This window comes from Streptomyces sp. NBC_00414 (genome assembly GCF_036038375.1).
Lineage (GTDB): Bacteria > Actinomycetota > Actinomycetes > Streptomycetales > Streptomycetaceae > Streptomyces.
Genome location: NZ_CP107935.1, coordinates 6,122,984 through 6,149,024, shown reverse-complemented (window position 1 = coordinate 6,149,024; position 26,041 = coordinate 6,122,984). Strand labels below are relative to the sequence as shown.

26 protein-coding genes are annotated in these 26,041 nt (G+C 69.4%); 6 read left to right on the top strand and 20 right to left on the bottom strand.

Translation table 11 applies throughout. From position 1 onward, the window contains the following. Positions 1-57 precede the first annotated feature (57 nt). The 3 genes from alr to OHS59_RS26860 all read right to left on the bottom strand — a co-directional run bounded on the left by alr (position 58) and on the right by OHS59_RS26860 (position 3,706). Positions 58-1,197 carry an alanine racemase gene (gene alr / locus OHS59_RS26870; protein WP_328495934.1) on the bottom strand — a complete coding sequence of 380 codons (1,140 nt, stop codon included), beginning with the start codon at positions 1,195-1,197 and terminating at the stop codon, positions 58-60. Positions 1,198-1,260: 63 nt separating this feature from the next. Then, complete coding sequence (locus OHS59_RS26865; protein WP_328495933.1) at positions 1,261-2,187, bottom strand: L,D-transpeptidase family protein; 927 nt, start codon at positions 2,185-2,187, stop codon at positions 1,261-1,263. An 85-nt stretch (positions 2,188-2,272) separates the two neighbouring features. Then, positions 2,273-3,706 carry an NAD(P)H-hydrate dehydratase gene (locus OHS59_RS26860; RefSeq protein WP_328495932.1) on the bottom strand — a complete coding sequence of 478 codons (1,434 nt, stop codon included), beginning with the start codon at positions 3,704-3,706 and terminating at the stop codon, positions 2,273-2,275. Between the two features lie 117 nt (positions 3,707-3,823). Between OHS59_RS26860 and OHS59_RS26855 the strand changes: the two genes are divergently transcribed. After that, positions 3,824-4,144: a hypothetical protein gene (locus OHS59_RS26855; protein ID WP_328495931.1), complete on the top strand. Its 321-nt coding sequence runs from the start codon at positions 3,824-3,826 to the stop codon at positions 4,142-4,144. A gap of 205 nt (positions 4,145-4,349) precedes the next feature. On the opposite strand, the gene OHS59_RS26850 is transcribed toward OHS59_RS26855, so the two are convergent. Genes OHS59_RS26850 through OHS59_RS26840 form a run of 3 tightly spaced genes read right to left on the bottom strand, consistent with a single transcriptional unit; the run spans position 4,350 to position 5,435 of the window. Then, positions 4,350-4,721 (bottom strand): holo-ACP synthase, encoded by a 372-nt coding sequence (locus OHS59_RS26850; RefSeq protein WP_328495930.1) that lies wholly within the window; start codon positions 4,719-4,721, stop codon positions 4,350-4,352. Between the two features lie 27 nt (positions 4,722-4,748). Then, on the bottom strand, positions 4,749-5,003 hold the full coding sequence (locus OHS59_RS26845; protein WP_328495929.1) for a hypothetical protein: 255 nt from the start codon (positions 5,001-5,003) through the stop codon (positions 4,749-4,751). Between the two features lie 18 nt (positions 5,004-5,021). Beyond that, positions 5,022-5,435 (bottom strand): ATP-binding protein, encoded by a 414-nt coding sequence (locus OHS59_RS26840; protein WP_328495928.1) that lies wholly within the window; start codon positions 5,433-5,435, stop codon positions 5,022-5,024. Positions 5,436-5,658: 223 nt separating this feature from the next. On the opposite strand from OHS59_RS26840, the gene OHS59_RS26835 reads away from it, so the two are divergent. Together OHS59_RS26835 and OHS59_RS26830 are read left to right on the top strand one after the other, a co-directional pair. After that, the gene (locus OHS59_RS26835) at positions 5,659-6,495 is read left to right on the top strand and encodes a helix-turn-helix domain-containing protein (protein ID WP_328495927.1); all 837 of its coding nucleotides are present in this window, start codon (positions 5,659-5,661) and stop codon (positions 6,493-6,495) included. Between the two features lie 7 nt (positions 6,496-6,502). Next, positions 6,503-6,721 (top strand): DUF397 domain-containing protein, encoded by a 219-nt coding sequence (locus tag OHS59_RS26830; protein WP_328495926.1) that lies wholly within the window; start codon positions 6,503-6,505, stop codon positions 6,719-6,721. Here the strand turns inward: OHS59_RS26830 and glmS are convergent. Next, positions 6,682-8,529: a glutamine--fructose-6-phosphate transaminase (isomerizing) gene (glmS, locus tag OHS59_RS26825; protein ID WP_328495925.1), complete on the bottom strand. Its 1,848-nt coding sequence runs from the start codon at positions 8,527-8,529 to the stop codon at positions 6,682-6,684. The genes OHS59_RS26830 and glmS overlap by 40 nt on opposite strands. Positions 8,530-8,623: 94 nt before the next feature. Then, on the bottom strand, positions 8,624-8,797 hold the full coding sequence (locus OHS59_RS26820; RefSeq protein ID WP_328495924.1) for a hypothetical protein: 174 nt from the start codon (positions 8,795-8,797) through the stop codon (positions 8,624-8,626). 285 nt (positions 8,798-9,082) lie between these two features. Between OHS59_RS26820 and coaA the strand changes: the two genes are divergently transcribed. Both coaA and OHS59_RS26810 read left to right on the top strand, forming a co-directional pair. Further along, complete coding sequence (coaA, locus tag OHS59_RS26815; RefSeq protein WP_328495923.1) at positions 9,083-10,072, top strand: type I pantothenate kinase; 990 nt, start codon at positions 9,083-9,085, stop codon at positions 10,070-10,072. A gap of 62 nt (positions 10,073-10,134) precedes the next feature. Beyond that, positions 10,135-11,052 (top strand): DUF389 domain-containing protein, encoded by a 918-nt coding sequence (locus OHS59_RS26810; protein ID WP_328495922.1) that lies wholly within the window; start codon positions 10,135-10,137, stop codon positions 11,050-11,052. Positions 11,053-11,059: 7 nt separating this feature from the next. Here OHS59_RS26810 and OHS59_RS26805 read toward each other — a convergent pair whose 3' ends face one another. From OHS59_RS26805 to rplM, 4 genes are all read right to left on the bottom strand, one after another. Further along, positions 11,060-11,698 carry a dihydrofolate reductase family protein gene (locus tag OHS59_RS26805; protein WP_328495921.1) on the bottom strand — a complete coding sequence of 213 codons (639 nt, stop codon included), beginning with the start codon at positions 11,696-11,698 and terminating at the stop codon, positions 11,060-11,062. 327 nt (positions 11,699-12,025) lie between these two features. Next, positions 12,026-13,384, bottom strand: a complete 1,359-nt coding sequence (gene glmM / locus OHS59_RS26800; protein ID WP_328495920.1) for a phosphoglucosamine mutase — start codon at positions 13,382-13,384, stop codon at positions 12,026-12,028. Positions 13,385-13,763: 379 nt separating this feature from the next. Further along, the gene (gene rpsI / locus OHS59_RS26795) at positions 13,764-14,288 is read right to left on the bottom strand and encodes a 30S ribosomal protein S9 (RefSeq protein WP_189776136.1); all 525 of its coding nucleotides are present in this window, start codon (positions 14,286-14,288) and stop codon (positions 13,764-13,766) included. 46 nt (positions 14,289-14,334) lie between these two features. Continuing rightward, positions 14,335-14,778, bottom strand: coding sequence for a 50S ribosomal protein L13 (rplM, locus tag OHS59_RS26790; protein WP_055523593.1), 444 nt, complete (start codon positions 14,776-14,778; stop codon positions 14,335-14,337). 436 nt (positions 14,779-15,214) lie between these two features. Between rplM and OHS59_RS26785 the strand changes: the two genes are divergently transcribed. Further along, positions 15,215-16,084, top strand: coding sequence for a hypothetical protein (locus tag OHS59_RS26785; protein ID WP_328495919.1), 870 nt, complete (start codon positions 15,215-15,217; stop codon positions 16,082-16,084). Between the two features lie 212 nt (positions 16,085-16,296). Here the strand turns inward: OHS59_RS26785 and OHS59_RS26780 are convergent, their stop codons facing one another. The 8 genes from OHS59_RS26780 to OHS59_RS26745 all read right to left on the bottom strand — a co-directional run bounded on the left by OHS59_RS26780 (position 16,297) and on the right by OHS59_RS26745 (position 26,027). Next, a complete protein-coding gene (locus tag OHS59_RS26780; protein ID WP_328495918.1) occupies positions 16,297-17,049 on the bottom strand; it encodes a polyprenol monophosphomannose synthase in 753 nt (250 codons plus the stop codon). 4 nt (positions 17,050-17,053) lie between these two features. Beyond that, positions 17,054-18,358, bottom strand: coding sequence for a UDP-glucose dehydrogenase family protein (locus OHS59_RS26775; RefSeq protein ID WP_328495917.1), 1,305 nt, complete (start codon positions 18,356-18,358; stop codon positions 17,054-17,056). Between the two features lie 90 nt (positions 18,359-18,448). Then, entirely contained in the window at positions 18,449-20,368 is a 1,920-nt protein-coding gene (locus tag OHS59_RS26770; RefSeq protein ID WP_328495916.1) for a glycosyltransferase family 39 protein, read from the bottom strand. Beyond that, the gene (locus OHS59_RS26765; protein ID WP_328495915.1) at positions 20,368-21,393 is read right to left on the bottom strand and encodes a glycoside hydrolase family 26 protein; all 1,026 of its coding nucleotides are present in this window, start codon (positions 21,391-21,393) and stop codon (positions 20,368-20,370) included. The genes OHS59_RS26770 and OHS59_RS26765 overlap by 1 nt, the downstream gene beginning before the upstream one ends. Further along, entirely contained in the window at positions 21,393-22,808 is a 1,416-nt protein-coding gene (locus OHS59_RS26760) for a glycosyltransferase family 2 protein (RefSeq protein WP_328499368.1), read from the bottom strand. Before OHS59_RS26760 ends, OHS59_RS26765 begins: the two co-directional genes overlap by 1 nt. 470 nt (positions 22,809-23,278) lie before the next feature. Then, on the bottom strand, positions 23,279-24,136 hold the full coding sequence (truA, locus tag OHS59_RS26755; protein ID WP_328495914.1) for a tRNA pseudouridine(38-40) synthase TruA: 858 nt from the start codon (positions 24,134-24,136) through the stop codon (positions 23,279-23,281). Between the two features lie 140 nt (positions 24,137-24,276). Continuing rightward, positions 24,277-24,813 (bottom strand): 50S ribosomal protein L17, encoded by a 537-nt coding sequence (gene rplQ, locus OHS59_RS26750; RefSeq protein WP_328495913.1) that lies wholly within the window; start codon positions 24,811-24,813, stop codon positions 24,277-24,279. A 191-nt stretch (positions 24,814-25,004) separates the two neighbouring features. Continuing rightward, entirely contained in the window at positions 25,005-26,027 is a 1,023-nt protein-coding gene (locus tag OHS59_RS26745; protein ID WP_003966937.1) for a DNA-directed RNA polymerase subunit alpha, read from the bottom strand. Positions 26,028-26,041 lie beyond the last annotated feature (14 nt).

Sequence of the window (26,041 nt, the reverse complement as noted above, 5' to 3'; positions counted from 1 at the left end):
CTTCTCCTGGTGCCGTGCCCGGCACATACGCGGTTACCCCTGCGAATACCCTGCTTGTTACTTGTTCACGTAGACGCGCGGCACGCGGGTTCCGATGCGGGTGACGATTTCGTACGCGATCGTGCCCGCGGCCCGGGCCCAGTCCTCGGCGGTCGGCTCCCCGTGGTCGCCCGGCCCGAACAGGACCGCTCGCTCGCCGACCGGCGGCTCGTCCCCGCCGAGGTCGACCGCGAACTGGTCCATCGCGACCCGTCCCGCGACCGTCCGCCACTTGCCGCCCACCAGGACGGGGCCGGTGCCGGAGGCGTGCCGCGGGATGCCGTCCGCGTACCCGACGGGCACGAGACCGAGGGTCGTGTCGCCGGCCGTGACGTAGTGGTGTCCGTAACTGACGCCGTGGCCCGCCGGCACGCGCTTCACCAGCGCGAGCGACGCCCAGAGCGTCATGACGGGCCGCAGCCCGAAGTCACCTGAGGTGCCCAGCTCGGGGCTCGGCGAGATGCCGTACGTGGCGATCCCGGTCCGTACGAGATCGAAGTGGGACTCGGACAGGGTGAGCGTGGCGGGCGAGTTGGCGATGTGCCGTACTTCCGGGCGCAGCCCCGCTCCCTCCGCATGGGCCAGCATTTCGCGGAAGAGGGTCAGCTGGGCCCGGATGGAGGGGTGGCCGGGCTCGTCGGCGCAGGCGAAGTGCGACCACAGACCGGTGACGGTGACCAGTCCCCCGGCCTCGGCCCGGCGCGCCTCGGCGACCAGCTCGGGCCAGTCTGCGGGCTGGCAGCCGTTGCGCCCGAGACCGGTGTCGGCCTTGAGCTGGACGCGGGCGGTGCGGCCCGCCGCCCGCGCGGCCGCCACCACCTCGCGCAGTGCCCACAGCCCGCTGACGCCCAGGTCCAGGTCGGCCTCGACGGCCTCCCGCCACGGTCCGCCCGGGGTCCACAGCCAGCACATGATCCGCCCGGGCAGACCGGCCGCGCGCAGGGCCAGGGCTTCCTCGGGGGTGGCCGTGCCCAGCCAGGTCGCACCCGCGTCCAGGGCCGCGCGGGCGCACGGCACGGCTCCGTGTCCGTACGCGTCGGACTTGACCACCGTCATGAGGGCGGCGGCCGGCGCCTGGGCGCGCAGGGTCCGCACATTGGCCCTCAGGGCGGCCAGATCGATCTCGGCGCGGGCACGCGCGGGTGCTGTCTCAGTCATCGCCGACCAGTGTCTCAGAGGGCTCCGACACCACTCTCGGGTACCGGGCTCGGACGCCCCGCCTCAGGTACCGCGCTTGCGACCCCACACGTACACGCTGTCGCCCTTGTGGAGCCTGCTCCACAAAGTGCGGGCGTCGGCGAGTCGCATGTTCACGCAGCCCCGCGATCCGGGCGGGCTGTAGACGCTGCCGTAGATGGCGTGGAAGGCCTGGCCGCCGCTGAAGAACTGGCTGTACGGCATGGGGGTGTTGTAGAGCGTCGACCAGTGGTTCTTGTGCTTCCAGTAGACCTTGTGCCAGCCGGTCCTGGTCCGGTAGCCGGCCTTGCCGCTGCGGATCGGCACGGGCCCGAACACCACCTTCTTCCCCTTCTGCACCCAGGTCAGCTGCCGGGTGAGGTCGATACAGGCGACGCGGCCGGCCCGTACGGGGCATCTCCCGGCCGCGTTCGGCCTCTTCGCGGCCGACAGGAGCTGCATCCGGCCCCAGGTCACGGGCCCGGCGAAGCCGCTGTCGGGCCGGATGCGCTGCCTGCTCTGGAAGGCCCGTACGGCCCGGCAGTCCGCCGCCGACTGCTTCCCGTCCGCCTTGAGCCGCAGCCACCGCTCGACCTGCCGCTGGTACGGCCCGGTGCGCCGGCTGCACGCCGTCACCCCGGCCTGCCGCGCCACGGCGTCGCTCAGCGGTACGTACTCGATCAGCGCGTCGCTGCCCTCGGCGGCGCGCGGCGGCTCGACGGCGTCCTCCGCGGCGGAGGGGGTGTAGACCTGCGGGGCCAGCGCCTGGTCGGGGGTGTCCGACTGCCAGGGCTGGTACGGGCCCGGGTGCACGCCGGGCACGAGTTCGTTCTGCGGTGCGGTGAGGTCGGGGGCGCCGGGCACGCCGGGGGCGGGCGGGGGTGCGGCGACGGCGCCGGGCGCGAACAGCGCGGCGACGAGGGCGAAGTGCGCGACCAGTACGGCGGCGGTTCTGCGACGGTGACGGACCATGGGCCCAGCGAAACCCGGGAGGGCACCGAGCCGTGGTCAGCCGCGCGGCAGGGTCGCCCGTTGTGCCCTCAGTTCCGTTGTGCCCTCAGTCCATGACGTCGCGCCAGGCCTCGCGCACCGCCTCGGCCACGTCGTGCGCTCCCACGGGCGCGCCGTCCGCCGCGAGCCGCCCGGCCAGTCCGTGGAGGTACGCGCCCACGCTGCCGGCGTCCGGCGCGTCGAGTCCGGCGGCGAGCAGCGACCCGGTCAGCCCGGACAGCACGTCCCCGCTGCCCGCGGTGGCCAGCCAGCCGGTCCCGGTGGAGTTCACCCGGACGGCCCCGCCGCCGGGGGAGGCGATGAGCGTCGTGGACCCCTTCAACAGCACGGTCGCGCCGTACCGCTCGGCAAGCTCTCGTACGGACGTGAGCCGTGCCCCCTCGACCTCCTCGCGCGGGACGCCGAGCAGCGCGGCGGCCTCTCCGGCGTGCGGGGTGAGCAGGGTGGGCGCCCGCCGGGCCCGTACGGCGTCACGGTCGGCGAGCCGCAGCCCGTCGGCGTCGATGAGTACGGGCACCTCCGCCCTGAGTACGGCCGCCACGACACCGCCGTCGTCCCCGGCGCCGGGCCCCACGACCCACGCCTGTACGCGCCCGGCCTGCTCGGGCGACCCCGTGGACACCAGCGTCTCCGGGAACCGTGCGATCACCGCGTCCCCGGCGGGCCCGACGTACCGTACGGCGCCGGCGCCGCCCCGCAGGGCGCCGGATACGGCCAGTACGGCCGCGCCCGGATAGCGGGAGGACCCGGCGGCGATCCCCACGACCCCTCGCCGGTACTTGTCGCTCCCGGTGCCGGGCACGGGCAGCAGCGCGGCCACGTCGGCATGCTGCAGCGCCTCCAGCTCCGCGTCACCGGGCAGCGCGAGCCCGATGTCGACGAGCCGTACGGATCCGGCGTACTCCCGTGCCGGATCGACGAGGAGACCCGGCTTGTGCGTTCCGAAGGTGACGGTCAGATCGGCGCGTACGGCGGCTCCGTGCACCTCGCCGGTGTCGGCGTCGACGCCGCTGGGCAGGTCGACGGCGACGACGGGGGCGCGGATCTCGCCCATCACGTCGAGGAGGGGGGCGGCGTCGGGGCGGAGCCCCCCTTTCCCGCCGATCCCGACGATCCCGTCGACGACGAGATCGGCGCGCCGGAGCGGTTCCTCGGCCGCTTCCGCCCCCTTGACCACCTGTCCGCCGGCGCGCCGCAGGGCGGCGAGACCGCCGGGATGGGCGCGGTCGGGGGCGATCAGCACGGCTGTGACCCCGGCGCCACGCTTCGCCAGCCGGGCACCGGCGTACAGGGCGTCGCCGCCGTTGTCCCCGCTGCCGACGAGCAGCACGATCCGGGTGCCGTAGACCCGCCCGAGCAACTCGGCGCAGGCGGCGGTGAGCCCGGCCACGGCCCGCTGCATCAACGCCCCGTCCGGAAGCCGCGCCATCAGCTCCTGCTCGGCGGCCCTGACCGTCTCCACGCTGTAAGCAGTACGCATGGGTCCGAGTCTCCCTCACGGGCCGCATGTCGGCAGCGGGTTGCACGAGGCCGGCCGCGCAACCCCACGCCTCCGGAACTCATCTCATTCGGTGTCGACACCGAGTGGAGGCGCGCCATGAGCGATTTCCTCATCATTGCCACGGTCACCGCGGCCATAGCGCTGGTCGCCGGTGCTGTGACGTACCCGCTTGCCCGACTCGACCTCACCCCGGCGGGAGCGCTGCTGGCCGCCGGCTGCGCGGTGGTGGCCGTGGCCACCGGCTGGCTGCTGACGCTCTTCCACGCACTGCTCGGCTTCACGATCGGCCTGGCGGTGTACCTACTGACACGCAGACGCCTGACAGGCACACAAGCGCTGCTGACGGCAGCCGCCGCGTACGCCACCGCCACGCTGCTGTCCGTAGCGGCCCTGATGGCGGCCTTGAGCGGCATGTAGTGCCTTTTTTGGGGCGCGGGGAACGGCGCAATCTTTCGCCCTCAGGGGCGCGGGGAACGGCGCAATCTTTTCGCCTTTCAGGGGCGCGGGGAACGGCGCAGTCCTTTAGGGGCGCGGGGAACGGCGCAATCTTTTAAGGGGCGCGGGGAACTGCGCAACCAGCCACACCCCACCCGCAGCCCACGCCCCCCACCCCGCGGAGCGGCTACCCCTCCGCCACCACCACCGCCGAGGCGACCCCCGCGTCATGGCTGAGCGAAACATGCCAGGACACAACCCCAAGCTCCGCCGCCCGCGCGGCAACCGTCCCCGTGACCCGAAGCCGAGGCTGCCCACTCTCCTCGACATAGACCTCGGCATCACTCCACCGCAGCCCCCCCGGCGCCCCCAACGCCTTGGCAAGCGCCTCCTTCGCAGCGAAGCGAGCGGCAAGAGAGGCGACCCCGCGCCGCTCCCCGCCGGGCAACAGCAACTCGCTCTCCAGGAACAGCCGCTCGGCCATCCCCGGCGTCCGCTCCAACGACGCGGCGAACCGCTCGATCTCGGCCACATCAATACCGACCCCGATAATGCTCATCAGGGCACCCTATGGCCCGCCCGGCGCCTACGGGCTCGGCTCCTCGGCAAACAGATACTCGACCAGGTAGGCCGTCTCACGGACGGTTCCCCGGCCCGGGAAGTAGCTGACGAACGACGTGTCTGTCCTCCATTGATCTCCGGCTGGGGAGTTCCCCAGGGTGATGTCCAGGAACTCGGCGAAGTACCCGGCGGTTACGGGGTCCGTCTGGTGGAGTTCCTGAACGGCTCGGGCGATCGCCTTCAGTATGGCGCTGCCCTGCGGACCACGGGCGTGTGCCACGGAGCGGCGATGAAACGTTCACGCCGTCGAGGCCAGCTCGCACCACACGTACTTGCCGCCGTTGCCGTTGCTGGTCAGCGGATGCCAGCCCCATGTGTCGGCGCATGACTTGACCAGGGCGAGCCCGCGTCCCTCCTCCGAGAGGTCCAGCAGGTCGCCCACCAGGCAGGGCGGTTCCGGCGGGCCGGGGTCCGCGTCCCAGGCGCCGATCCGCAGCACCCCGGCCGACCACCGCACGCGCAGGGCCGCGGGCCCTTTCGTGTGGCGTACGGCGTTGGAGATCAGCTCCGTGGCGAGGAGTTCGGCGACGTCGACGTGACGGATCAGGCCGTGCATGGTGAGGATCAGCCGGAGGGTGCGGCGGCTGACGGTGACGGCACGGAGGTCGTTGGGGACGTAGAGGGAGTACTCCCAGGATTCGCTTTCAGGCATGCGTGAACTCCGTTCGGTTCATGGGGAGTTGCGGAGTGCGGGCAGTGGCATGCCGCAACCGTCATGGCAGGACGGTGCGGTGCGCTTCCGAGGTCCCGGCGTGCCGCAGAGTATGCGTCGCGTCACTGAAGGTAGTTCTTAGATTTAAGGTTTTGCAACTGGATCGCGTAATCTGACTCCGAACGAGTTGCGACGGCACGCGCGTTGAACCAAGGAGCAGTCGATGGGCACAGGGCGCGAGCCGACAGCACGACAGCTACGCCTGGCGGTTGAGCTGCGAAGACTCCGCGAGGCAGCGGGACTCAGCGCACGCGAGGCAGCGGCACTGCTCGGCGTGAACTCTGTCCAGATCAGCCAGATCGAGCTGGGCACGTCAGGAGTGAGCGAGAAACGGCTCCGGCGCCTCGCGTCCCACTACGCATGCACGGACACCGAGTTCATCGACGCCCTGGTCGCGATGGCCACGGACCGGACACGCGGTTGGTGGGAGGAGTACAGAGAGCTACTGCCCACGTCGTTCCTCGACCTCGCCGAGCTGGAACACCACGCCGCATTCCTGCACGACGTAGCGATCCTCTATGTGCCGGGACGGCTACAGACAGAGGACTACGCCCGCGCCGTATTCTCCGCCAGGTTGCCGGAACTCTCCCAAGACGAACTTGAGTTGCGCGTCAACCACCGTTCAGCACGACAGAAGAACACCATCCCGCACGAAGTCGTGATCCACGAGGCGGCGCTACGCATGAGGGTCAGCGACCGTGCTGCCTCCCGGGCTCAACTCGTGCGCCTCCTCGAACTTTCGGAAGCGGAGCATCTCGTCCTTCGAGTCATCCCCTTCGACCTGGACGGTTTCGCCAAAGCCTCGGGCACCATGACGTACGCCGGTGGCCCGCTGCCCAAGCTGGACACGGTGGTGCGCGACGCACCCCACGGCACGGTCTTCGTCGATTCCGAAGCTCAACTCAACATCTATCGAACGAGCTTCCGTAGGATGAAAGCTGTATCGCTCGACCCCGAACAGTCGCGCGACCTCATCCACGACCTGGCGAAGGAGCTGTGAGGCGCCCATGACCACCTTCGACAAGTGGCGGAAGTCCTCCTACTCAGGCGAGGGTGACGGCAACAGCTGCGTGGAGATCGCAACCTCCCCCACCCACACAGCCGTCCGCGACTCCAAGACCCCGGCCAGGGCCACCCTCACCTTCCCGGCCGGAGCCTTCGCGCCCTTCGTGGAAGCCCTGAAAAGTCACTCCACCGTCACGGACTTCGCCAAGTTGCGCGGCTGATCCACCTCGTTGCCCCGGGCGGTAGCCAACTCGCAGGCGAAGACCTGCAGCGGGACCGTCGCGACGAGCGGCTGCAGCAACACCGGCGTCGCCGGGATGCGGATCAGGTGGTCCGCGTAGGGGACCACCGTCTCGTCCCCCTCCTCCGCGATCACGATCGTCCGCGCACCCCGCGCCCGGATCTCCTGGATGTTGGAGACGATCTTGTCGTGCAGCACCGAACGCCCCTTCGGCGACGGCACCACCACGACCACCGGCAGGTCCTCCTCGATCAGGGCGATCGGCCCATGCTTCAGCTCGCCTGCCGCGAAGCCCTCGGCATGCATGTAGGCGAGTTCCTTGAGCTTCAGCGCGCCCTCAAGGGCGACCGGGTAGCCCACGTGCCGGCCCAGGAACAACACCGTGTTCTTGTCGGCCAACGACCGCGCGAGTTCCCGTACCGGCTCCATCGTCTCCAGGACCCGTTCGACCTCCTCGGAGATCCGGGACAGGTCGCGCACGACCGCCCGGATCTCGTCGCCCCACTTCGTCCCGCGGACCTGGCCCAGGTACAGCGCCACGAGGTAGCAGGCCACCAGCTGGGTCAGGAACGCCTTCGTGGAGGCGACCGCGACCTCCGGCCCCGCGTGCGTGTAGAGCACCGCGTCCGACTCGCGGGGGATCGTCGAGCCGTTCGTGTTGCACACGGCCAGTACCCTGGCGCCCTGTTCCCGGGCGTGCCGCAGGGCCATCAGCGTGTCCATGGTCTCCCCGGACTGCGAGATGGCGATCACCAGCGTCCGCGAGTCCAGGATCGGGTCCCGGTACCGGAACTCGCTCGCCAGCTCCACCTCGCACGGGATCCGGGTCCAGTGCTCGATGGCGTACTTGGCGATCAGCCCGGCGTGGAACGCCGTCCCGCACGCCACCACCACGACCTTGTCGACCTCCCGCAGCGCCCCGGGCGGGATCCGTACCTCGTCGAGCGTCAGCGAACCGCTCGCGTCGACGCGGCCGAGCAGCGTGTCGGCGACCGCCTTCGGCTGCTCGGCGATCTCCTTGAGCATGAAGTAGTCGTAGCCGCCCTTCTCCGCCGCGGACACGTCCCAGTCGACGTGGTAAGGCCGCACCTCGGCGGACAGCCCGTCGAACCCGGTGACGACGACCGCGTCGCGCCGCAGCTCGACCACCTGGTCCTGCCCCAGCTCGATCGCGGACCGCGTGTGCGCGATGAACGCGGCGACGTCCGAGGCGAGGAAGGCCTCACCCTCACCCACCCCCACGACGAGGGGCGAGTTCCGCCGGGCCCCCACGACCACGTCCGGCTCGTCGGCGTGCGCGGCCACCAGGGTGAAGGCCCCTTCGAGCCGCCGGCACACCAGCCGCATGGACTCGGCGAGGTCGGCGCACGCGGAGAACTCCTCGGCGAGCAGATGCGCGACGACCTCGGTGTCGGTCTCGGAGGTCAGCGAGTGCCCGCGCTCGGCCAGCTCGGCCCGCAGCTCGGCGAAGTTCTCGATGATGCCGTTGTGGACGACCGCGACCCGTCCGGCGTTGTCGAGATGCGGATGTGCGTTCGTGTCCGTCGGCCCGCCGTGCGTGGCCCAGCGCGTGTGGCCGATGCCCGTGGACCCGGTCGGCAACGGCCGCTCGACCAGTTCCTTCTCCAGGTTGGCGAGCTTGCCGGCCTTCTTCGCGGCGGCCATCCCGCCGTCCGCGAGCACCGCCACGCCCGCCGAGTCGTAACCCCGGTACTCCAGCCGTTTCAGTCCGGCAACCACCACATCGAGCGCCGACTGCGACCCCACGTATCCCACGATTCCGCACATGGCGGCAGCCTAGATGCCGACGCCCGCCCCACCCAGGCACCGCGTGCCCGATATCGGAAATTCCCCGGCCCGCGCCACTCGCACCGGCCGGCCCCTACTCGCCGCGCTCGATACGGTCGATCGCCTCCTGGACCATCCCCAGGTACTCGACCTCCTCGCAGCGCGGTTTGCTGCCCATCCGGTAGAGGTCGATGCAGTCGTAGAGGTACTCCCCCAGGTCCTCGTCGGGCAGGTCGAGCGCCAGTTCGCTGCACACCCGGCCCGCCATGTCGGCCGTACCGTGTCCGGATCCGCCCCCGGATCCGCCTCCGGACCTGCGCCCGGTTCTTCCCCCGCCAAAGCCACGCACTCGGAAACGTACGGTCACGACGACCATCCCCACCACCGGCGTCCCGGAAGGCGGCTCGCTCCCGGGTGGGCGGCACGCTATGCCCGTACGACCCGGCGGTCCAGGGTTCGGACGCGGGTGGAACGCGGACGGAACAGACCCGTGGGAGGACCCACGTGACGGACCACACCCGACGGTTCGTTCAAACTCCCGTAACAATGGACTGTGATCTCATCGGTCTCCTCGTTGCCGCGGAGCGCCCACCGGCCCAGGCCGGAGGCGACTCCCTACGTCGACCTCACCCGCGCGCAGTGGAGCGCGCTGCGTGAGAAGACGCCCCTCCCGCTGACCGCGGAGGAGGTGGAGAGACTGCGCGGTCTCGGCGATGTCATCGACCTCGACGAGGTACGGGACATCTATCTGCCGCTGTCCCGGCTCCTCAACCTCTACGTCGGCGCGACCGACGGCCTGCGCGGCGCCCTCAACACCTTCCTCGGCGAGAAGGGCTCACAGTCCGGTACGCCGTTCGTGATAGGCGTGGCGGGCTCGGTCGCCGTCGGCAAGTCCACCGTCGCCCGCCTGCTGCAGGCCCTGCTGTCCCGCTGGCCGGAGCATCCGCGCGTCGAGCGGGTCACCACGGACGGCTTCCTGCTGCCGACGAAGGAACTCCAGGCCCGCGGTCTGATGTCCAGGAAGGGTTTCCCGGAGTCGTACGACCGCCGGGCGCTGACCCGGTTCGTAGCCGACATCAAAGCGGGCAAGGACGAGGTGACGGCCCCGGTCTACTCCCACCTCATCTACGACATCGTCCCGGACGAGCGGCTCACCGTCCGCCGCCCGGACATCCTGATCGTCGAGGGCCTGAACGTCCTGCAGCCCGCCCTGCCCGGCAAGGACGGCCGCACCCGCGTCGGCCTCGCCGACTACTTCGACTTCAGCGTGTACGTGGACGCCCGCGCCGAGGACATCGAGCGCTGGTACCTGAACCGTTTCCGCCGGCTGCGCGAGACGGCGTTCCAGAACCCGTCCTCGTACTTCCGCAAGTACACGCAGGTCTCCGAGGAGGAGGCGCTCGACTACGCCCGGACGACCTGGCGGACCGTCAACAAGGTCAACCTCCTGGAGAACGTGGCCCCGACCCGCGGCCGCGCCACCCTCGTCGTCCGCAAGGGCCAGGACCACAAGGTCCAGAAGCTCAGCCTGCGCAAGCTCTGACCCCTGCCGGGCCGCTGCCGGGCCGCCGCCGGGCCGCCGTTCGGTGCGGCTACCCTGCCCCCATGCTGCACCTGCGCCTGATCACCCCCTCCGACCGGACCGACGCCGTGATCCGGCTGATCGAGGAGACCGTCGGTACGACCCACCTGGCGGTCGTACCGGGCGCCGCCCGCAACCCCGTCGGCGACATCGTGATGGTCGACGTGGCGCGCGAGGCGGGCGACGAACTGATCAGCGGGCTGCGCGAACTGGAGATCGACCGGAGCGGGTCGATCGCCGTCGAGGACATCGACCTGTCGCTGTCGAAGCGCGCCGACAAGGCCGAGGACGACGCCCCCGGAGAAGGCGTGGACGCCGTCCTGTGGGAGCAGCTGACGGAGGCCACGCACGAGGAGTCGACGCTCTCGGTCACCTACCTGGCCTTCATCACGCTCGCCACGATGATCGCGGCCTGCGGTGTGGTCCTCGACAACGCGATCCTGATCGTGGGCGCGATGGCGGTGGGCCCGGAGTTCGGCCCCCTGGCGGGGTTCAGCACGGCCGTGGTCCAGCGCCGCCCGCGCCTGGCCCTGCGCTCGCTCACCGCTCTGCTGGTGGGCTTCGCCGTGGCGATGGCCGTCACCGTGCTCTTCAGTCTGCTGATGGACGGCCTGGGCCTGTTCACCGAGGACATGCTGGAGGGCGACCGGCCCAACACGGCCTTCGTCTACGCGCCCGACGCGTTCTCGTTCGTCGTGGCGGTCCTCGCGGGCATAGCCGGCACGCTCTCCCTGACCTCGGCCAAGTCGGGCCTCCTGGTGGGCGTGGCCATCTCCGTCACCACGGTCCCGGCAGCCGCCAACGCGGCGGTGGCCCTCAGCTACGGAGACACCACCCAGACCATCGGCTCGACGAACCAGCTCCTGCTGAACCTCCTGGGCATCGTCCTGGCGGGCACCCTGACCCTCCTGGCCCAGAAGTGGCTGTGGCGCCGCCGCTGAGCGCGCGTCAGCGGCGGACCAGCAGTGCGTGGGTGACGGTCGCCGAGCCGATCAGCTCGGACACGCGGTAGCCGTCGATCGCGTCACCCAGGTTGTCGAGCAGGCGCTCCCCGCGCCCGATGAGCATCGGCGCGATCACCAGGTGCATCTCGTCGATCAGTCCGGCGCGCAGATACTGCCGGATGACCGCCGGGCCGCCGCCGATCCGGACGTCCTTGCCGTCCGCGGCGTCGAACGCGCGCCGGAGCACCGCCCGGGGCGGCTCGTCCGTGAAGCGGAAGGTCGTCCCGCCGGCCATCTCCAGCGCCGGGCGCGGATGGTGGGTGTGGACGAAGACGTCGTGGTGGTAGGGCGGGTTGTCGCCCCACCAGCCCTTCCAGGACTCGTCCTCCCAGGGCCCGCGCTGCGGCCCGAACATGTTCCGCCCCATGATGGTGGCACCGATGTTCTGATCGCCGCGGGCGAAGTACTCGACGTCGATGCCGGTCTTCCCCGCGGCGGAGTCCTCCGTCGCGGAGACGAACCAGCTGTGCAGCTCGTCCCCCCAGCCGACGCCGTCGCCGAACGGGGCGTCCAGTCGCTGGTTCTCCCCGGCCGCGAAGCCGTCGAGGGAGACCGTCACGTTGTGCACACGAACCTTGGGCATGGCCGACACCTCTCACACGGAAGAAGTCCTCACACCCATACGTCGCCCGCCCCACCCCAAATTCGACACCCCACACAGTTTTTCTGCCTGGAATCTCCACAGGGGCACGGGGAACGGCGCAATCCTTCGCCCCGAGGAGGCACAGCCCCCATCAGGGGCGCGGGGAACGGCGCAATCTTTTGCCCTCAGGGCGCACAGCCACCTTCAGGGGGCGCAGCCCCCCAGGGGCGCGGGGAACGGCGCGACCAACCACAACGCACCCGCACCCCACACCGAGCCCCAGGACGCACCCCGTACTCGGAACCCCAGTTCAAGAAGAACCCCGGTTCACCCGAGCGCGGACTTCACCGCATCAGCAAGCCGCCCCGCAACAGACCGGGCCTGATCGATATCAGCGGCCTCGACCATGACCCGTACGAGCGGCTCGGTCCCGGACGGCCGCAACAACACCCGCCCGGTGGCCCCGAGCTCCCGCTCCGCCTCGGCCACCGCGGAAGCCAGCTCCGCGGACGTCGACACCCGCGACCGATCGACATCGGGCACGTTGATGAGCACCTGCGGCAACCGCTCCATCACGGACGCCAGATCCCGCAGCGTACGCCCGGTCTGCGCGACCCGCGCCGCGAGCAGCAGCCCGGTCAGCGTCCCGTCACCCGTGGTCGCGTGGTCCGTGATGATCACGTGTCCCGACTGCTCGCCGCCGAGCGCGTAGTCGTGCCGCTTCATCTCCTCCAGCACATACCGGTCACCGACCCCGGTCTGTACGAGGGACACCCCTTCGCGCTCCATGGCCAGCTTGAACCCGAGGTTCGACATGACCGTGGCGACAACGGTGTCCGACCGCAGCTCCGATCGCTCCCGCATGGCGAGGGCGAGCACGGCCAGGATCTGGTCCCCGTCGACCTCCGCGCCGGTGTGGTCCACGGCGAGGCAGCGGTCGGCGTCACCGTCGTGCGCGATGCCGAGGTCGGCGCCGTGCTCGATGACGGCGGCCTTCAGCAGGCCGAGGTGGGTGGAGCCGCAGCCGTCGTTGATGTTGAGGCCGTCGGGCTCGGCGCCGATCGTGACGATCTCGGCGCCCGCGCGGGTGAAGACCTCGGGCGAGACCCGGTGGGCCGCGCCGTGCGCCTCGTCGAGGACGACCTTCAGGCCTTCCAGCCGGTTCGGGACGGCAGCGAGGAGATGGGCGACGTACTTCTCGAAGCCCTCCTCGTACGAGCGGATGCGTCCGACACCCGCGCCGGTCGGCCGGTCCCAGGGAGCGCCGGTGCGGTGCTCCTCGTAGACGGCCTCGATCCGGTCCTCCAGCTCGTCGGCGAGCTTGTGCCCGCCGCGGGCGAAGAACTTGACGCCGTTGTCCGGCATGGCGTTGTGGCTCGCGGAGAGCATCACGCCGAGGTCGGCGCCGAGGGCGCCGGTGAGATACGCCACCGCGGGGGTCGGCAGGACGCCGACGAGCAGCACGTCCACGCCGGCGCTGGCGAGGCCCGCCACCACGGCGGCCTCCAGGAACTCCCCGGACGCACGCGGGTCCCGTCCGACCACCGCCGTCGGCCGGTGGCCCTCGAAGGTTCCCGCTTCGGCCAGTACGTGCGCCGCCGCCACGGAGAGGCCGAGCGTGAGCTCTGCCGTCAGATCCGCGTTGGCGACACCACGTACGCCGTCCGTCCCGAAGAGTCGTCCCACTGGTGTCCTCCGAACTTGCTCAGGCTTTGATCAGGCTTTGATGAGAATGTGCGGCTCAGAATGTGCGGGTCAGAATTGTGCGGGTCCGGCTCCGACCCCATGCCAGGTATATCCCCCGGGCCTGTATATCTCCCAGGCCTGTCCCGAGGCTGTGGCCGGAAGGCCGCGGTACACGGCTGTGACACACAACCGGTGCCCCGACCCGTGGCCCCCAACCTGCGGCACACCACCAATGCCGCACAACCTGTGTCACCACGTGTGCCCACAACCTGTGACACACGGGCGCCACGACAGGTTGTGCCACGGATCGTGGTAAACGAACGCCCCGACGACACAGAACGTGCCGCCGGGGCGATTCGTACAGAACAGCGAGCGATATTTAGCGCTTGCTGTACTGCGGGGCCTTACGGGCCTTCTTGAGACCGGCCTTCTTGCGCTCGACCGCACGGTCGTCGCGCTTGAGGAAGCCGGCCTTCTTCAGGGCGCCGCGGTTGTTGTCCACGTCCGCCTCGTTCAGGGCGCGGGCCACGCCGAGGCGCAGGGCACCGGCCTGACCGGACACGCCGCCACCCGAGATGCGGGCGACAACGTCGTAGCGGTCGTCGAGCTCAAGCACCTTGAAGGGCTCGTTGACTTCCTGCTGGTGCACCTTGTTGGGGAAGTAGTCCTCAAGGGTGCGACCGTTGATCTTCCACTTGCCGGTGCCCGGGACGATCCGGACGCGGGCGATGGCGTTCTTGCGACGGCCCAGGCCGGCGGCCGGCTGCGGGTCGCCGAAGCGGCCCGCGAGCGACTCCGAGGTGTACTCGCCCTCGACTACGGGCGCCTCGGACTCGGTGGTGTAGCTCTCGATGTCGACAGCCTCGGTCTCTTCGACCGGCTGCTCAACGGTGGTCTCGGCCACGATTCTCCTCAGATTCTGTTCAGTCTTAGGGGGGTGGTGGCCGGAACTACTGCGCGACCTGGGTGATCTCGAACGGCACCGGCTGCTGTGCAGCGTGCGGGTGCTGGTCGCCCGAGTAGACCTTCAGCTTCGAGAGCACCTGACGGCCCAGGGTGTTCTTGGGGATCATGCCCTTGATGGCCTTCTCGACGGCCTTCTCGGGGTTCTTCGCCAGAAGCTCGTCGTAACGGACGGAGCGCAGACCACCCGGGTAACCGGAGTGGCGGTACGCCATCTTCTGGGTCTTCTTGTTGCCGGAGAGGTGCACCTTGTCAGCGTTGATGATGATGACGAAGTCACCGGCATCGACGTGGGGGGCGTAAATCGGCTTGTGCTTGCCCCGCAGGATGTTCGCGGCAGTGGTGGCCAGACGACCCAGGACGACATCCTGGGCGTCGATGACGTACCACTGGCGAGTGATGTCGCCGGGCTTGGGGCTGAACGTACGCACGGTCATGCCTTCGCTTCTTCAGTGAGTGGGTCCTGACAATGGGCCACCACGGACGATGTACGACAGCCCTGGCGGACCTCGGGACGCAACCGAGTCCTGCCGCTGGTCATCGGCCCGGTGGACCGGTGTAAGGGCCCCTCACGTGAGAATGAGCAAGCCAATACACATAACGAACCGCAAGAATACCTTCGGTGGCCCGTACGGGTCAAAACGCGTGCCCGCAGGCAGGCGCTCACCGGGTTTCAGGGTATCCCGGCACGGGCACGCGGCGCCCGGATCACCCGGGCCGAGGCCTCCGATCCGCCCCCGGATGCCGTCCGGCCCGCCCTCAGATGCCCCGTTTGGCATCATTGCGCTTGACACATCAGGGCTTCGAGTGCTGCGGGAGACGGACCGGCGGATCCCCGGGCCCCTTGTCCCGTCTAAGATGCGGCCCATGAGCTTTGGGCAGGGGGGACCCCAGTGGGGTTCCGGGGGATCGGGTTCTCAGCCGCCGCAGTGGAGCAGGCAGTCTCCGGACTGGGCGGCGCTGGCCGAGGCGTCCGAAACGCGCAACCGGCGCCGCAGATGGCTGCTGGTCGGCGGCGGCGCCCTGGCCACCATCGCCGTGGGCGCGGCCGTCGCGGTGGCCGTGGTCTCGGCGGACGGCGAGGAGAAGGCCGCGAACAGGCCTGCCTCCGAGCTGCCCTCCTCCGCGGACATCCCGTCGGACACCGCCGGTACCGGCCCGTCGTTCGAGGCGACCTCGGCGCCACCGCCGCTGGACCCCAAGGACTTCATATCCGATGTGAAGAAGGACACCGCGGCGCTCGCGCCGGACATCCTCTTCCCGGGCACGCAGCTGACGATGGGCGAGACCGTCTACAAGAAGGGCGCGATGGCGTCCACGAAGAACTGCGCGTCGGCCGCCCAGGGCACGCTCGGCGCGGTCCTCACCAAGAACGACTGCACCCGCCTCATGCGCGTCACGTACTCGAAGGACGGCGTGGCGGTGACGGTCGGTGTGGCCGTCTTCGACAACGAGGCCAAGGCGCTCAGGGCGAAGACCGACGCCGACAAGCGGAGCGTCGTCCAGTCCCTCTCCGGTGAGGGCGTCCCCGTCTTCTGCCGCTCGGCGATCTGCCGCTCGACGACCAACTCGTACGGCCGCTACGCCTACTTCACAGTCGCCGGCTTCACCAACGGCAAGGACGTGACGGAGAAGGACGCCAAGGTCTTCACCACCGGCGACGACCTGGCCGAATTCACCTTCCGCCAGATCCGCCGCAGAGGCGAAGCCCAGGCATCAGCCGCAGCCAACCAGTAGCCCTTTCGGGGGGCACGGGTGCTTTCCAGGGGCGCGGGGAACGGCGCAATCTTTTAGCTTTTGGCTTTTGGCTTTTAGGGGCGCGGGGAACGGCGCAGTCTTTTAGCTTTTAGGGGCGCGGGGAACGGCGCAATCTTTTCGCCTTCAGGGGCGCGGGGAACGGCGCAACCAGCCACAACGCACCCGCACCCGCCCCCGCCCCCAAAAGAACGTCAGTTGCGCTTGAGGCGCAACCGAACCGGCACCAACGCCGACTCCCACTGCGTACGAAGAGTCATCTTCGAAACCCCTTCGGTCCGCTCCTCGAACCGAATAGGAATCTCCACCGCACTGTGCCCCGCCCGAACGGCCTTGTACTTCAGCTCGACCTGGAAGCTGTACCCGGCACTGTCCAGCGACCGCAGGTCCACGTCCTCCAGAGTCCGCGCGGACCACAGGTTGAACCCCGCCGTGATGTCCCGGATCTTCGTGCCGAGCACGGTCCGCGCATACCGGTTCGCGAACCGCGACAGCAGCACCCGGTGCGCACCCCACTCCTCGTCGAGCGAGCCCCCCTCGACGTACCGGCTCCCGATGACCAGCCCGACCCCCGAGGCCACGGCGGTCCCGAGCATCCGGGGCACCGCCTCCACGGGATGGCTGCCGTCGGCGTCCATCTGCACCACGTACTCCGCGCCCTCGTCGACCGCGGCGGTCATGCCCGCGACGTACGCCCGCCCGAGGCCGTCCTTCTCCGTCCGGTGCAGCACGCTCATCCGGCGCCGCCCGTCCGCGTTGTACTTCTCCGCCAGCTCCTCGGCGATCCGTCCCGTACCGTCCGGACTGGAGTCGTCCACCACCTTCAAGTGCAGCCCGTTCAGCGGCAGTTGAAGCACCGCCTCGGCCATTCTCGGCAGATTGGCGGCCTCGTTGTACGTGGGCATCACGATCGTGACACCCACGTCGTCGAATGTCTCGTACGTCATGTCCTTACCCCTCCCCACCCGGCGCGGGTCTACCCAGCGCCCGGAACTGCCAGCCCGCCGCGGCCCACGTGGCCCCGTCGAGCGTCCCCCTGCCGTCCACGATCCGTGGACGGGCGACCAATGCGCGGGCCCGCTCGGGAGCGAGCTCGCGGAACTGCGGCCATTCGGTCAGGTGCAGCACGAGGTCCGCCCCCCGCAGCGCGTCCTCGGCCGACAGCGCGTACCCGAGCAGCGGGAACGCCTTGCGGGCGTTGTCCATCGCCTCCGGGTCGTAGACCGTGACGTCGGCGCCGTCGAGCCGCAGCCGCGCGGCCACGTTCAGCGCGGGCGAGTCACGGATGTCGTCGGAGTCCGGCTTGAAGGCCGCTCCGAGCACCGCGATCCGCGCCCCGAGAACCGCGCCCCCGCACAGCTCACGGGACAGCTCGACCACCCGGTCGCGACGCCGCATGTTGATCGCGTCGACCTCGCGCAGGAAGGCCAGGGACACCCCCAGCTCGTCGGCGCGGTGCGCGAAGGCCCGGATGTCCTTGGGCAGGCAGCCACCGCCGAAGCCGACGCCGGCCCGCAGGAACTTCTTCCCGATGCGGTCGTCGTGGCCGATCGCCTCCGCCAGTACGGAGACATCGCCGCCGGTGGCCTCGCACATCTCCGCCATGGCGTTGATGAACGAGATCTTGGTGGCGAGGAAGGCGTTCGCGGCCGTCTTGACCAGCTCGGCGGTCGGGAAGTCGGCGGTGACCACCGGAGTCCCCGCGCCGATGACGGGCGCGTAGACCTCGCGCAGCAACGTTTCGGCGCGCTGCGATCCGACCCCGAGGACCAGCCGGTCGGGGCGCAGGGTGTCCTCGACGGCGAAGCCCTCGCGCAGGAACTCGGGGTTCCAGGCGATCTCCACGGCGGTGTGGGTGTCCGCGAGCCGCTGGGCGGTGCCCACGGGCACGGTCGACTTGCCCACCAGGAGCGCGCCCTCGCTCGCGTACCGGGCCATCGACTCGAACGCCGAGTCCACGTATCGCAGGTCGGCGCCCTCGGAGTCCCCCCGCTGCGGGGTGCCCACGCAGAGGAAGTGCACCTCGCCGAAGGCCGCGGCCTCCTCGTAGGACGTGGTGAACCGCAGCCGCCCGCTCGCGGTGTGCTTGGCGAGCAGCTCCGGGAGCACCGGTTCGTGGAACGGCACCCGTCCCGCCCGCAGCGCGGCGACCTTGTCCGGATCGACGTCGACCCCGAGCACCTCGTGCCCGAGCTCCGCCATACAGGCGGCGTGGGTGGCACCGAGATAGCCGGTGCCGATGACAGTGAGCCGCATGGCACTGCCTTTCGTACAGAGGAGTCCGCTGGTGGATTCAGCGACGGGAAGGAGAACGCGAACAGGAACGGGAGCGGGAACGGACCGTGCTCAGGACGTCTTGATCCAGATGCGGTAGGTCCCCGTGCCGCTGGAGTTGCGCCATGGCATGTCGGCCAGCAGCCGGTAGTGCGGGTTGCCCTTGACGGCCCCGGCGATGATGTCGTCGACCCGCGGGTTGGTGATCCCGTCGAGGACGATCAGGTCGAACTCGCCGTCGCGCAACGCCGCGCGGTAGGCCTCGTCGCCGGTGTAGTACTTGCCCTTCTTGGCCTTGTACTCCATGCCGAAGACGCTCTGCCACTGACTGTGGTCGGTCTTGTCGCGCAGGTAGTAGACGGGCACCTCGGGCGTGGAACTGAGGTAGTGCCCCTTGGAGTTCACGTGCGACTGGATCGTCCGGATCATCTTCGAGGAGTCCGGCCAGACGCCGAAGCGCCAGTCCGCCTGTGAGATGCCCAGGCACAGCACGGCCGTCCACAGCATGATGCCGAGCTGCGGATAGCGGAAGTGCGCGCCGACGAGCCGGGTCACACCGACGCCGGCCATGGGGGCGGCGAAGAGCAGGCCGAAGCCGACGTGCTTGAACAGCGAGACCACGGTGCCCAGATGGATCTGGTACGCGGAGGCCAGTACGGCCGTGCCGCACAGGAGCAGCCCCATCAGGGCGCGCCAGCGCCAGCCGGGGTTGCCGAGCCGCTGCGCCAGCGGCGACTCGTTCATCCGGCTGCGCCGGACGTACGAGATCGCGCCGCCGACCGCCGCCAGGAACATCAGCCCGCCCCACTCGACCGAGCGCTGCAGCAGGAACTCGGCACTGTCGGAGCCGTGCTCACGGTTGGTCGTGGTCTGCTGGATACCCGCGAGCAGGTCGGTGGTGTACATGCCCGCCGCGGCCAGCGCGCCCATGCCGAGACCGAGCAGCAGCATCCGCAGGACGGCCGACTTGGCGCCGCGGTGCGGCCACGCGGTCAGCAGCGCCAGTACGACGATGGTCGGCAGATAGAGCGCGGCCGCGTACTTCACCCCGACCGCGAGGACCGCGACGGGCGCGGCGAGCAGCACCGCGTAGGCGGGCGCCCGGTTCGTGCGGACGACGATCCAGACGGCGAGGGCCAGCAGGAACACGGCAGCCGCGTCGTAGGTGGCGAAGAAGCCCATGACGACGGTCGACTGGACCACCGAGAACAGCGCGGCGGCCGCGAGCGCCGCCCGCTCGTTGAACATCCGCCGCGAGAAGGAGTACAGGAGCCCGGTGGTGAAGAGCATGAAGACCAGGCTGAGCACCCGCGCTCCGGTGAGCCCGAACTCGGCGTCCACCAGTGCCGCGAGCACCGGGTAGAGCTGCGGTGATCCCGAGAAGTACGCGGCGTAGTCGATGGGCAGCGGCGTGCCGTTGAGCAGGTGGTCGAGCTCAGCGTGGCCGGCCGCCAGATACAGCGCCTCGTCCTGGAACGCGGTGTTGGACAGCCGCAGCGACAGCACCGTCTGGATCAGCAGGATGCACAGCAGCACGGCCCGGCTGACCCAGGCCCGTCGCCGGCTGGCCGCCATGTCCCAGCCCGCTTCGGGCGTGACGGGTATGTGGTACGAGGGCTCGGCGGGCGTCTCCTCGACGGTGTGGAACGCGTATGTCGGCCGGTCCTCGGGCTGCCGCTGCTCGGGAATGCCCGGCACGTACCGCTGCTCGTGGTGCCCCTGCTGCTGCGGGTACGCCGTCTGCGTGCTGTAGGCGTAGCCCTGGCTCGGGCTCTGCCCCTGCTCCGGAGGGTAGCCCCCCGCGGGCTGCCCGTCGGAGTTGAACCAGGAGGCCGAGTCGCCCTCGCCGTACGGATCCCCGTACGGGTCGCCGAACTGGTCCCCGTACTGCTGCTCCCCGTACTGCCGGCTCCCGTACTGCTGCTCCCCGTACTGCGGCCGGCCGTGCGGATCCTGGGGCTGCGGCGGATGCTGGTTCTGGCTTCGATTCATCACGGCTTCCGAACGTCGAAGCCGAACAGGTCGTCGGCGGCCAGTCGCTTGAACTCCTTGAGGGCCAGCGGGCTGACCTTCAGCCGCCAGTCGGCCCGCTTCTTGTGGTCGAACCACACGAAGCCGAGCATGTCGTCGTCCGCCGCGACCCCGGCGAACAGGTTGCGGACGTCGGCCCGGCGGCGCTCCCCCGGCTCGGCGGCCGTCTCCAGGATGAGCGTCGGCTTCTCGGTGAAGGTCCGGATCTCGTCCAGCGTCGGCCCGAAGACGCTCTTGTAGGCGTTGTCCTCCTCAAGCGTGAAGTAGCCGATCACGCCCACCCAGTCGACATAGCCGTCGCCCGGGTAGTACGGCTCCAGCTCGACGCTCTTGACCGGGTTGACGATGTTCGGCGACCAGGCCCAGATCACGTTGGAGGCACCGGCGTCCGTGAACGTGTCGTGGATGTGCTTCCACGCGGCCACGTACTGCTCGGGCGTGACGTTCTTGGTGCCCCACTTCTCCCAGTGGCCGTTCATCTCGTCGGCGAAGGAGATCACGACGGGCAGGTTCAGCTTGCGCACCGCCGTCGCGTACTTCTTGAGATACGCGTCCTTGTCGCCGGCCGCGATATCGGCGAGCGTGACGTCGAACGGCTCCCAGGACACCAGGGTCAGGGCTCCCTCGCCCCAGGCGTTGCGCACGCCCTGGGCGTCGAAGCCGTCGCCCCAGGCCGCGTAGTACTCGACGAGGTTCGGCTTCTTGCCGGTCATCCCGGTGTAGGTGTCGACGCCCTTCATCGAGTTCGGGGCCCCGTCGACGGCCGCGCCGAAGTACTTCTTGTCAGGCTTGAGCAGGGGTGTCACGTCGTAGGGGATGTCGGAGTCCGCGCCCCGGGCGTCCTCGCCCGAGCCTCCGGAGCCGCCGCCCTCGGACGAGGCCGACGTGCCGGAGTCGTCCAGCAGGGAGCAGCCGCTCAGGGTGAACAGCGCGGACAGGGCCAGCGCGCAGCCGGCCGCGGTGGTGCGTACACGTGTCAGGAACATCAGGCAGCGCTCTCCGCTCGGGGCTGCACCAGGACACGTCCCACGACCAGGGCGTAGAAGAGTCCGGTGGAAAGGATGAGGGCGAAGTCGGGGGCGTTCATCGTGAACAGCCGCCACACCGCGGCGCCCACCCAGATCAGGGCGGTGCCGCCACCCCACACCCACATACCGATCCAGAACCGGCGGGTCTTGTTCTTCTTCGCGCCGGCGGATCCGGTGGGCTGCCAGCCCATGCGGTTCTTGCGCAGGATGTCGTAGATGGCGAAGAAGTGCGCCCAGCCGTACATCATGCGGGCCGCCCACGCCTCCAGGCGGTAGGGGGCCTTGTGCCACATCGGGAAGATGATGGTGGTGTAGAGGATGCTCGGCAGCACCAGGAGCAGATGCTCGACCTTCAGCTTGTCCGGCATCATCAGCAGCAGCACGACGGGGATCACGGGCGCCGCGAAGGTGAACAGCGCCGTGTGGATGTAGTAGAAGAAGCCCGACATGTAGCAGAGCCGGCTGGAGAACTTGATCTTCCGCTGCCAGAACTTCTTGCTGCCCATCAGGCTCATCGAGCCCGAGCACCAGCGGTACTGCTGGTTGAAGAAGGCGCCCGCGCTGTCCGGGCACACACCCGTGGACACGGCGACGGGGATGTACCGCAGGTCCCAGCCGAGGCCGCGCAGGTCGAAGCCGGTGTGGACGTCCTCGGAGTGCTCGATCAGCGTCGTACCGCCGTTGTCGTCCAGGGCGGCCCGCCGGTAGATGGCGCACGAGCCGACGCAGATGGCGCCGTCGCTGCCCTGCCGGGACACCTGCACGGAGCGGTAGAACAGCTCCTGCACCGCGCCCGCGCCGCGCTCGATCCAGTTCTGCGAGTCGAGGACACGGAAGTACTGCGGCGACTGGACGATCCCGGTCTTCGGGTTCTCGTCCATGTACGGCAGCATCTCTTCGAGCAGGTCGGCGCGCGGCGTGAAGTCGGCGTCGAGGATGAGGATGAACTCCCCGTCCGACTGCTCGAAGCCGAAGTGCATGTTGCCGGCCTTCTTGAACCAGCCGCGGTTCTCCCGGGTCCCGTAACGGAAGCCGAAGTCGTGGGCCATCGCCTCAAGGTCGGCGCTGGCGCCGTCGTCGAGCACGAAGGGCACGCAGACGCCGGGGTAGCGGTCGGCCATCGCCCGCACATGGGTCCAGGTGTTGTGCAGGACCTCGATGGGCTCGCCGCACACCGGCAGGAAGACGTCGACGGAGGGGTAGGTCCCGGGCCGCCAGCTCGCCACGAGTGCCCGGTGGTGCTTGATGTCGAAGTCCCGGGTGAATCCGTTCACCCGCAGCGAGATCAGGTAGTAGATCACCGTGAAGACCAGCAGCGGTGTGTAGATCCACAGCACGGGAGTGGACTGCGCGAGCTTGAACTGGCTCATGATCAGGCAGCAGAAGCTGACCAGCGAGCTGATCGTGAGGATCCACAGGTGCCGTCTGGCGTAGGAGTACTTCTCCCTCTCCGTCGGCGGCAGAGGCAGCAGTCCAAGCGATGCCTGGCCGCCGCGCCCCGCCCTCCGTCTCCCGGTCTGGCGCGTGCTGCGCCGCCCCCCGGTCCGCACAGGACCTACTGATGTCATGAAAAAACCCACCCCCGGGCATGCAGCAGCCCGATGATCCCCGCCCCTTGCCCAGCCACCCCATTCGAACTACTGGCCGGGCCGCGAAATCATAACCGAGTTTCATGAGCTGCGTAAGATACGCGTGAGGAAGTAAGTCAGACATGACGCCTTACGTCCGATATAAGGCAGCAAGATCCACGTTACATATGGATTTCGCCGAAGCCCATAAAGGGCGCCACGCGCGGTACACCGCGGGCAACGCCCTCCAGGGGGTTTTCGCTGGTGAACAGCGTTCAGCAGCACCCCGCGCCCGGCAGCGTCCGCCGGTTGCGCGCCTCCTTGTTCCGCGCGGCCAGCAGCTCGTCGGCCGGATAGCCGACCTCTTCGAGGGTCAGCCCGTGCGGCCGCACCACGTGCACGGCGGAGTCCCGCACCCCCGCGGCCAGCACCTTCGCCGGCCAGTCGGCCCCCCGGTGCCCGTCCCCCACGAACAGCAGCGCCCCGATCAGCGACCGCACCATGTTGTGGCAGAAGGCGTCCGCCCGCACGGTGGCGGTGATCACCCCGTCGCTCCCCCGCACCAGCCGAAGCTCCTGGAGCGTACGGATGGTCGTCGCGCCCTCCCGCTTCTTGCAGTAGGCGGCGAAGTCGTACTCGCCGAGCAGCCCCTGGGCCGCCTCGTTCATGGCGTCGACGTCGAGCGGCCAGTCGTGCCACAGCACATGGCTGCGCAACAGCGGGTCGACCCCGCCGGGATTGTCGGTGACGCGATAGGCGTACCGCCGCCACATCGCCGAGAACCGTGCGTTGAACCCGCTCGGCGCCTCGGTCAGCGCCCACACCCGCACGTCCTTCGGCAACCGCCCGGCCATGCGCTTGAGCAGCTTCTCCCGGTGCTCGGCCCACAGCTCCTCGGGCAGATCGACATGCGCCACCTGCCCCCGGGCATGCACCCCCGCGTCGGTGCGCCCGGCCACGGTCAGCTCGTACGTCACCTCACCCGACCGCGTCACGGTCCGCAGCGCGTCCTCGATCTCGCCCTGCACGGTCCTGCGCCCGCCGGCCTGCTTGGCCCATCCGGAGAACTCACTCCCGTCGTACGAGAGGTCCAACCGGACACGGACATGGCCGGGCGCTACTTCGTCACTCACCTAGAGATCCTTTCAGGAACACGAAAGCGGACCCGCTCCTGAAAAGGAACGGGCCCGCCAAAGCCCCAAAGGGGCGCGGGAACTGCGCACCCGGCCACGACACCGCCGCAGCCGCCGACGCACAGTTCCCGACAGAACGCTTACGCGTCCTTGGACTCCTCGGCGGCCTCGTCGGCCGGCTTGGCGTCCTCGACGACCTCGTCGGACTTGGCCTCGGCGGCCTCGTCCTTCTTGGGGGCGTCGTCCTTCTTCAGGGTGTCTTCCTTGGCGGAGCGCTTCGTCGCCGCCTCGGCCTCACCGGTGGCCTGCTGGGCCACGGTCAGGGCCTCCACCAGCTCGATGACAGCCATGGGCGCGTTGTCGCCACGACGGTTACCGATCTTGGTGATACGGGTGTAGCCACCCGGGCGGTTCTCGTAGCGCGGGCCGATCTCGGTGAAGAGCGTGTGCACGATGCTCTTGTCCGTGATGACCGACAGGACCTGACGGCGGTTGTGAAGGTCGCCCTTCTTCGCCTTGGTGACCAGACGCTCGGCGTAGGGCCGCAGACGGCGGGCCTTCGCCTCGGTGGTCGTGATCTTGCCGTGCTCGAAGAGCGACTTCGCGAGGTTCGCGAGGAGCAGCTTCTCGTGCGCGGCGCTGCCGCCCAGACGGGCACCCTTGGCAGGCTTCGGCATGGTGTTTCTCCTAGGTGTCTGCCCCGGCCGTATCAGGTACCGAGGTCAGTGTCCGAGCAGGCGATCGCCTGTCGAAGATCCGGGGCTCTTTCTCAAGTCCCGGAGGACCCACGCCCCCGAAGGGGCGCGGGGAACTGCGCGACCGGCCACGACGGCCCCGCAGTCAGGGAACCGGCCTCCTCGCGGAGCGGTCAGTACTGCTCGGTCTCCACGAAACCCGCGTCCGCGTCGTCGTCCGCGCCGAAGGCGTCAGCCGCAGCGGTGGGGTCGAACCCGGGAGGCGAGTCCTTCAGGGCGAGACCCATGCCGGCGAGCTTGGCCTTGACCTCGTCGATGGACTTCGCACCGAAGTTACGGATGTCGAGCAGGTCCGCCTCGGACCGCGCCACGAGCTCACCCACGGAGTGGATGCCCTCGCGCTTGAGGCAGTTGTACGACCGAACGGTGAGCTCAAGCTCCTCGATCGGCAGGGCGAGATCAGCGGCGAGGGCGGCGTCCGTCGGGGACGGACCCATGTCGATGCCCTCGGCGTCGATGTTGAGCTCGCGCGCCAGACCGAACAGCTCGACCAGGGTCTTACCGGCCGACGCCATGGCGTCACGGGGACGCATGGCCTGCTTGGTCTCGACATCGACGATCAGCTTGTCGAAGTCGGTGCGCTGCTCGACACGAGTCGCCTCGACCTTGTACGTGACCTTGAGAACCGGCGAGTAGATCGAGTCGACCGGGATGCGCCCGATCTCCTGACCGACCTGCTTGTTCTGCACGGCGGAGACGTAGCCGCGACCGCGCTCGACGGTCAGCTCCATCTCCAGCTTGCCCTTGCCGTTGAGCGTGGCGAGGACGAGGTCGGGGTTGTGGACCTCGACACCGGCCGGGGGCGCGATGTCGGCGGCGGTGACCAGACCCGGGCCCTGCTTGCGCAGGTACATCACGACGGGCTCGTCGTGCTCCGAGGAGACGACCAGCTGCTTGATGTTGAGGATCAGGTCGGTGACGTCCTCCTTGACACCCGGCACGGTGGTGAACTCGTGCAGGACGCCGTCGATCCGGATGCTGGTGACAGCGGCTCCGGGGATCGAGGAGAGGAGCGTACGACGGAGGGAGTTGCCGAGGGTGTAGCCGAAGCCCGGCTCCAGCGGCTCGATCACGAACCGGGAGCGGAATTCGTCGACGACCTCTTCGGTCAGCGACGGACGCTGAGCAATAAGCATGCTGCGATCCTTCA

What these genes read in the sequence shown, in the direction of transcription:
- OHS59_RS26810 (WP_328495922.1), top strand. Translation starts at nt 10,135, where the DNA reads ATGCTGCACCTGCGCCTGATCACCCCCTCCGACCGGACCGACGCCGTG.
- OHS59_RS26775 (WP_328495917.1), bottom strand. Translation starts at nt 18,358, where the DNA reads ATGCGGCTCACTGTCATCGGCACCGGCTATCTCGGTGCCACCCACGCC.
- OHS59_RS26780 (WP_328495918.1), bottom strand. Translation starts at nt 17,049, where the DNA reads ATGACGTACGAGACATTCGACGACGTGGGTGTCACGATCGTGATGCCC.
- rplQ (WP_328495913.1), bottom strand. Translation starts at nt 24,813, where the DNA reads ATGCCGAAGCCTGCCAAGGGTGCCCGTCTGGGCGGCAGCGCCGCGCAC.
- OHS59_RS26785 (WP_328495919.1), top strand. Translation starts at nt 15,215, where the DNA reads ATGAGCTTTGGGCAGGGGGGACCCCAGTGGGGTTCCGGGGGATCGGGT.
- OHS59_RS26830 (WP_328495926.1), top strand. Translation starts at nt 6,503, where the DNA reads ATGACCACCTTCGACAAGTGGCGGAAGTCCTCCTACTCAGGCGAGGGT.
- OHS59_RS26855 (WP_328495931.1), top strand. Translation starts at nt 3,824, where the DNA reads ATGAGCGATTTCCTCATCATTGCCACGGTCACCGCGGCCATAGCGCTG.
- OHS59_RS26835 (WP_328495927.1), top strand. Translation starts at nt 5,659, where the DNA reads ATGGGCACAGGGCGCGAGCCGACAGCACGACAGCTACGCCTGGCGGTT.
- OHS59_RS26840 (WP_328495928.1), bottom strand. Translation starts at nt 5,435, where the DNA reads ATGCCTGAAAGCGAATCCTGGGAGTACTCCCTCTACGTCCCCAACGAC.
- OHS59_RS26765 (WP_328495915.1), bottom strand. Translation starts at nt 21,393, where the DNA reads ATGTTCCTGACACGTGTACGCACCACCGCGGCCGGCTGCGCGCTGGCC.
- OHS59_RS26770 (WP_328495916.1), bottom strand. Translation starts at nt 20,368, where the DNA reads ATGAATCGAAGCCAGAACCAGCATCCGCCGCAGCCCCAGGATCCGCAC.
- alr (WP_328495934.1), bottom strand. Translation starts at nt 1,197, where the DNA reads ATGACTGAGACAGCACCCGCGCGTGCCCGCGCCGAGATCGATCTGGCC.
- glmS (WP_328495925.1), bottom strand. Translation starts at nt 8,529, where the DNA reads ATGTGCGGAATCGTGGGATACGTGGGGTCGCAGTCGGCGCTCGATGTG.
- OHS59_RS26745 (WP_003966937.1), bottom strand. Translation starts at nt 26,027, where the DNA reads ATGCTTATTGCTCAGCGTCCGTCGCTGACCGAAGAGGTCGTCGACGAA.
- OHS59_RS26820 (WP_328495924.1), bottom strand. Translation starts at nt 8,797, where the DNA reads ATGGCGGGCCGGGTGTGCAGCGAACTGGCGCTCGACCTGCCCGACGAG.
- OHS59_RS26860 (WP_328495932.1), bottom strand. Translation starts at nt 3,706, where the DNA reads ATGCGTACTGCTTACAGCGTGGAGACGGTCAGGGCCGCCGAGCAGGAG.
- OHS59_RS26865 (WP_328495933.1), bottom strand. Translation starts at nt 2,187, where the DNA reads ATGGTCCGTCACCGTCGCAGAACCGCCGCCGTACTGGTCGCGCACTTC.
- OHS59_RS26805 (WP_328495921.1), bottom strand. Translation starts at nt 11,698, where the DNA reads ATGCCCAAGGTTCGTGTGCACAACGTGACGGTCTCCCTCGACGGCTTC.
- OHS59_RS26850 (WP_328495930.1), bottom strand. Translation starts at nt 4,721, where the DNA reads ATGAGCATTATCGGGGTCGGTATTGATGTGGCCGAGATCGAGCGGTTC.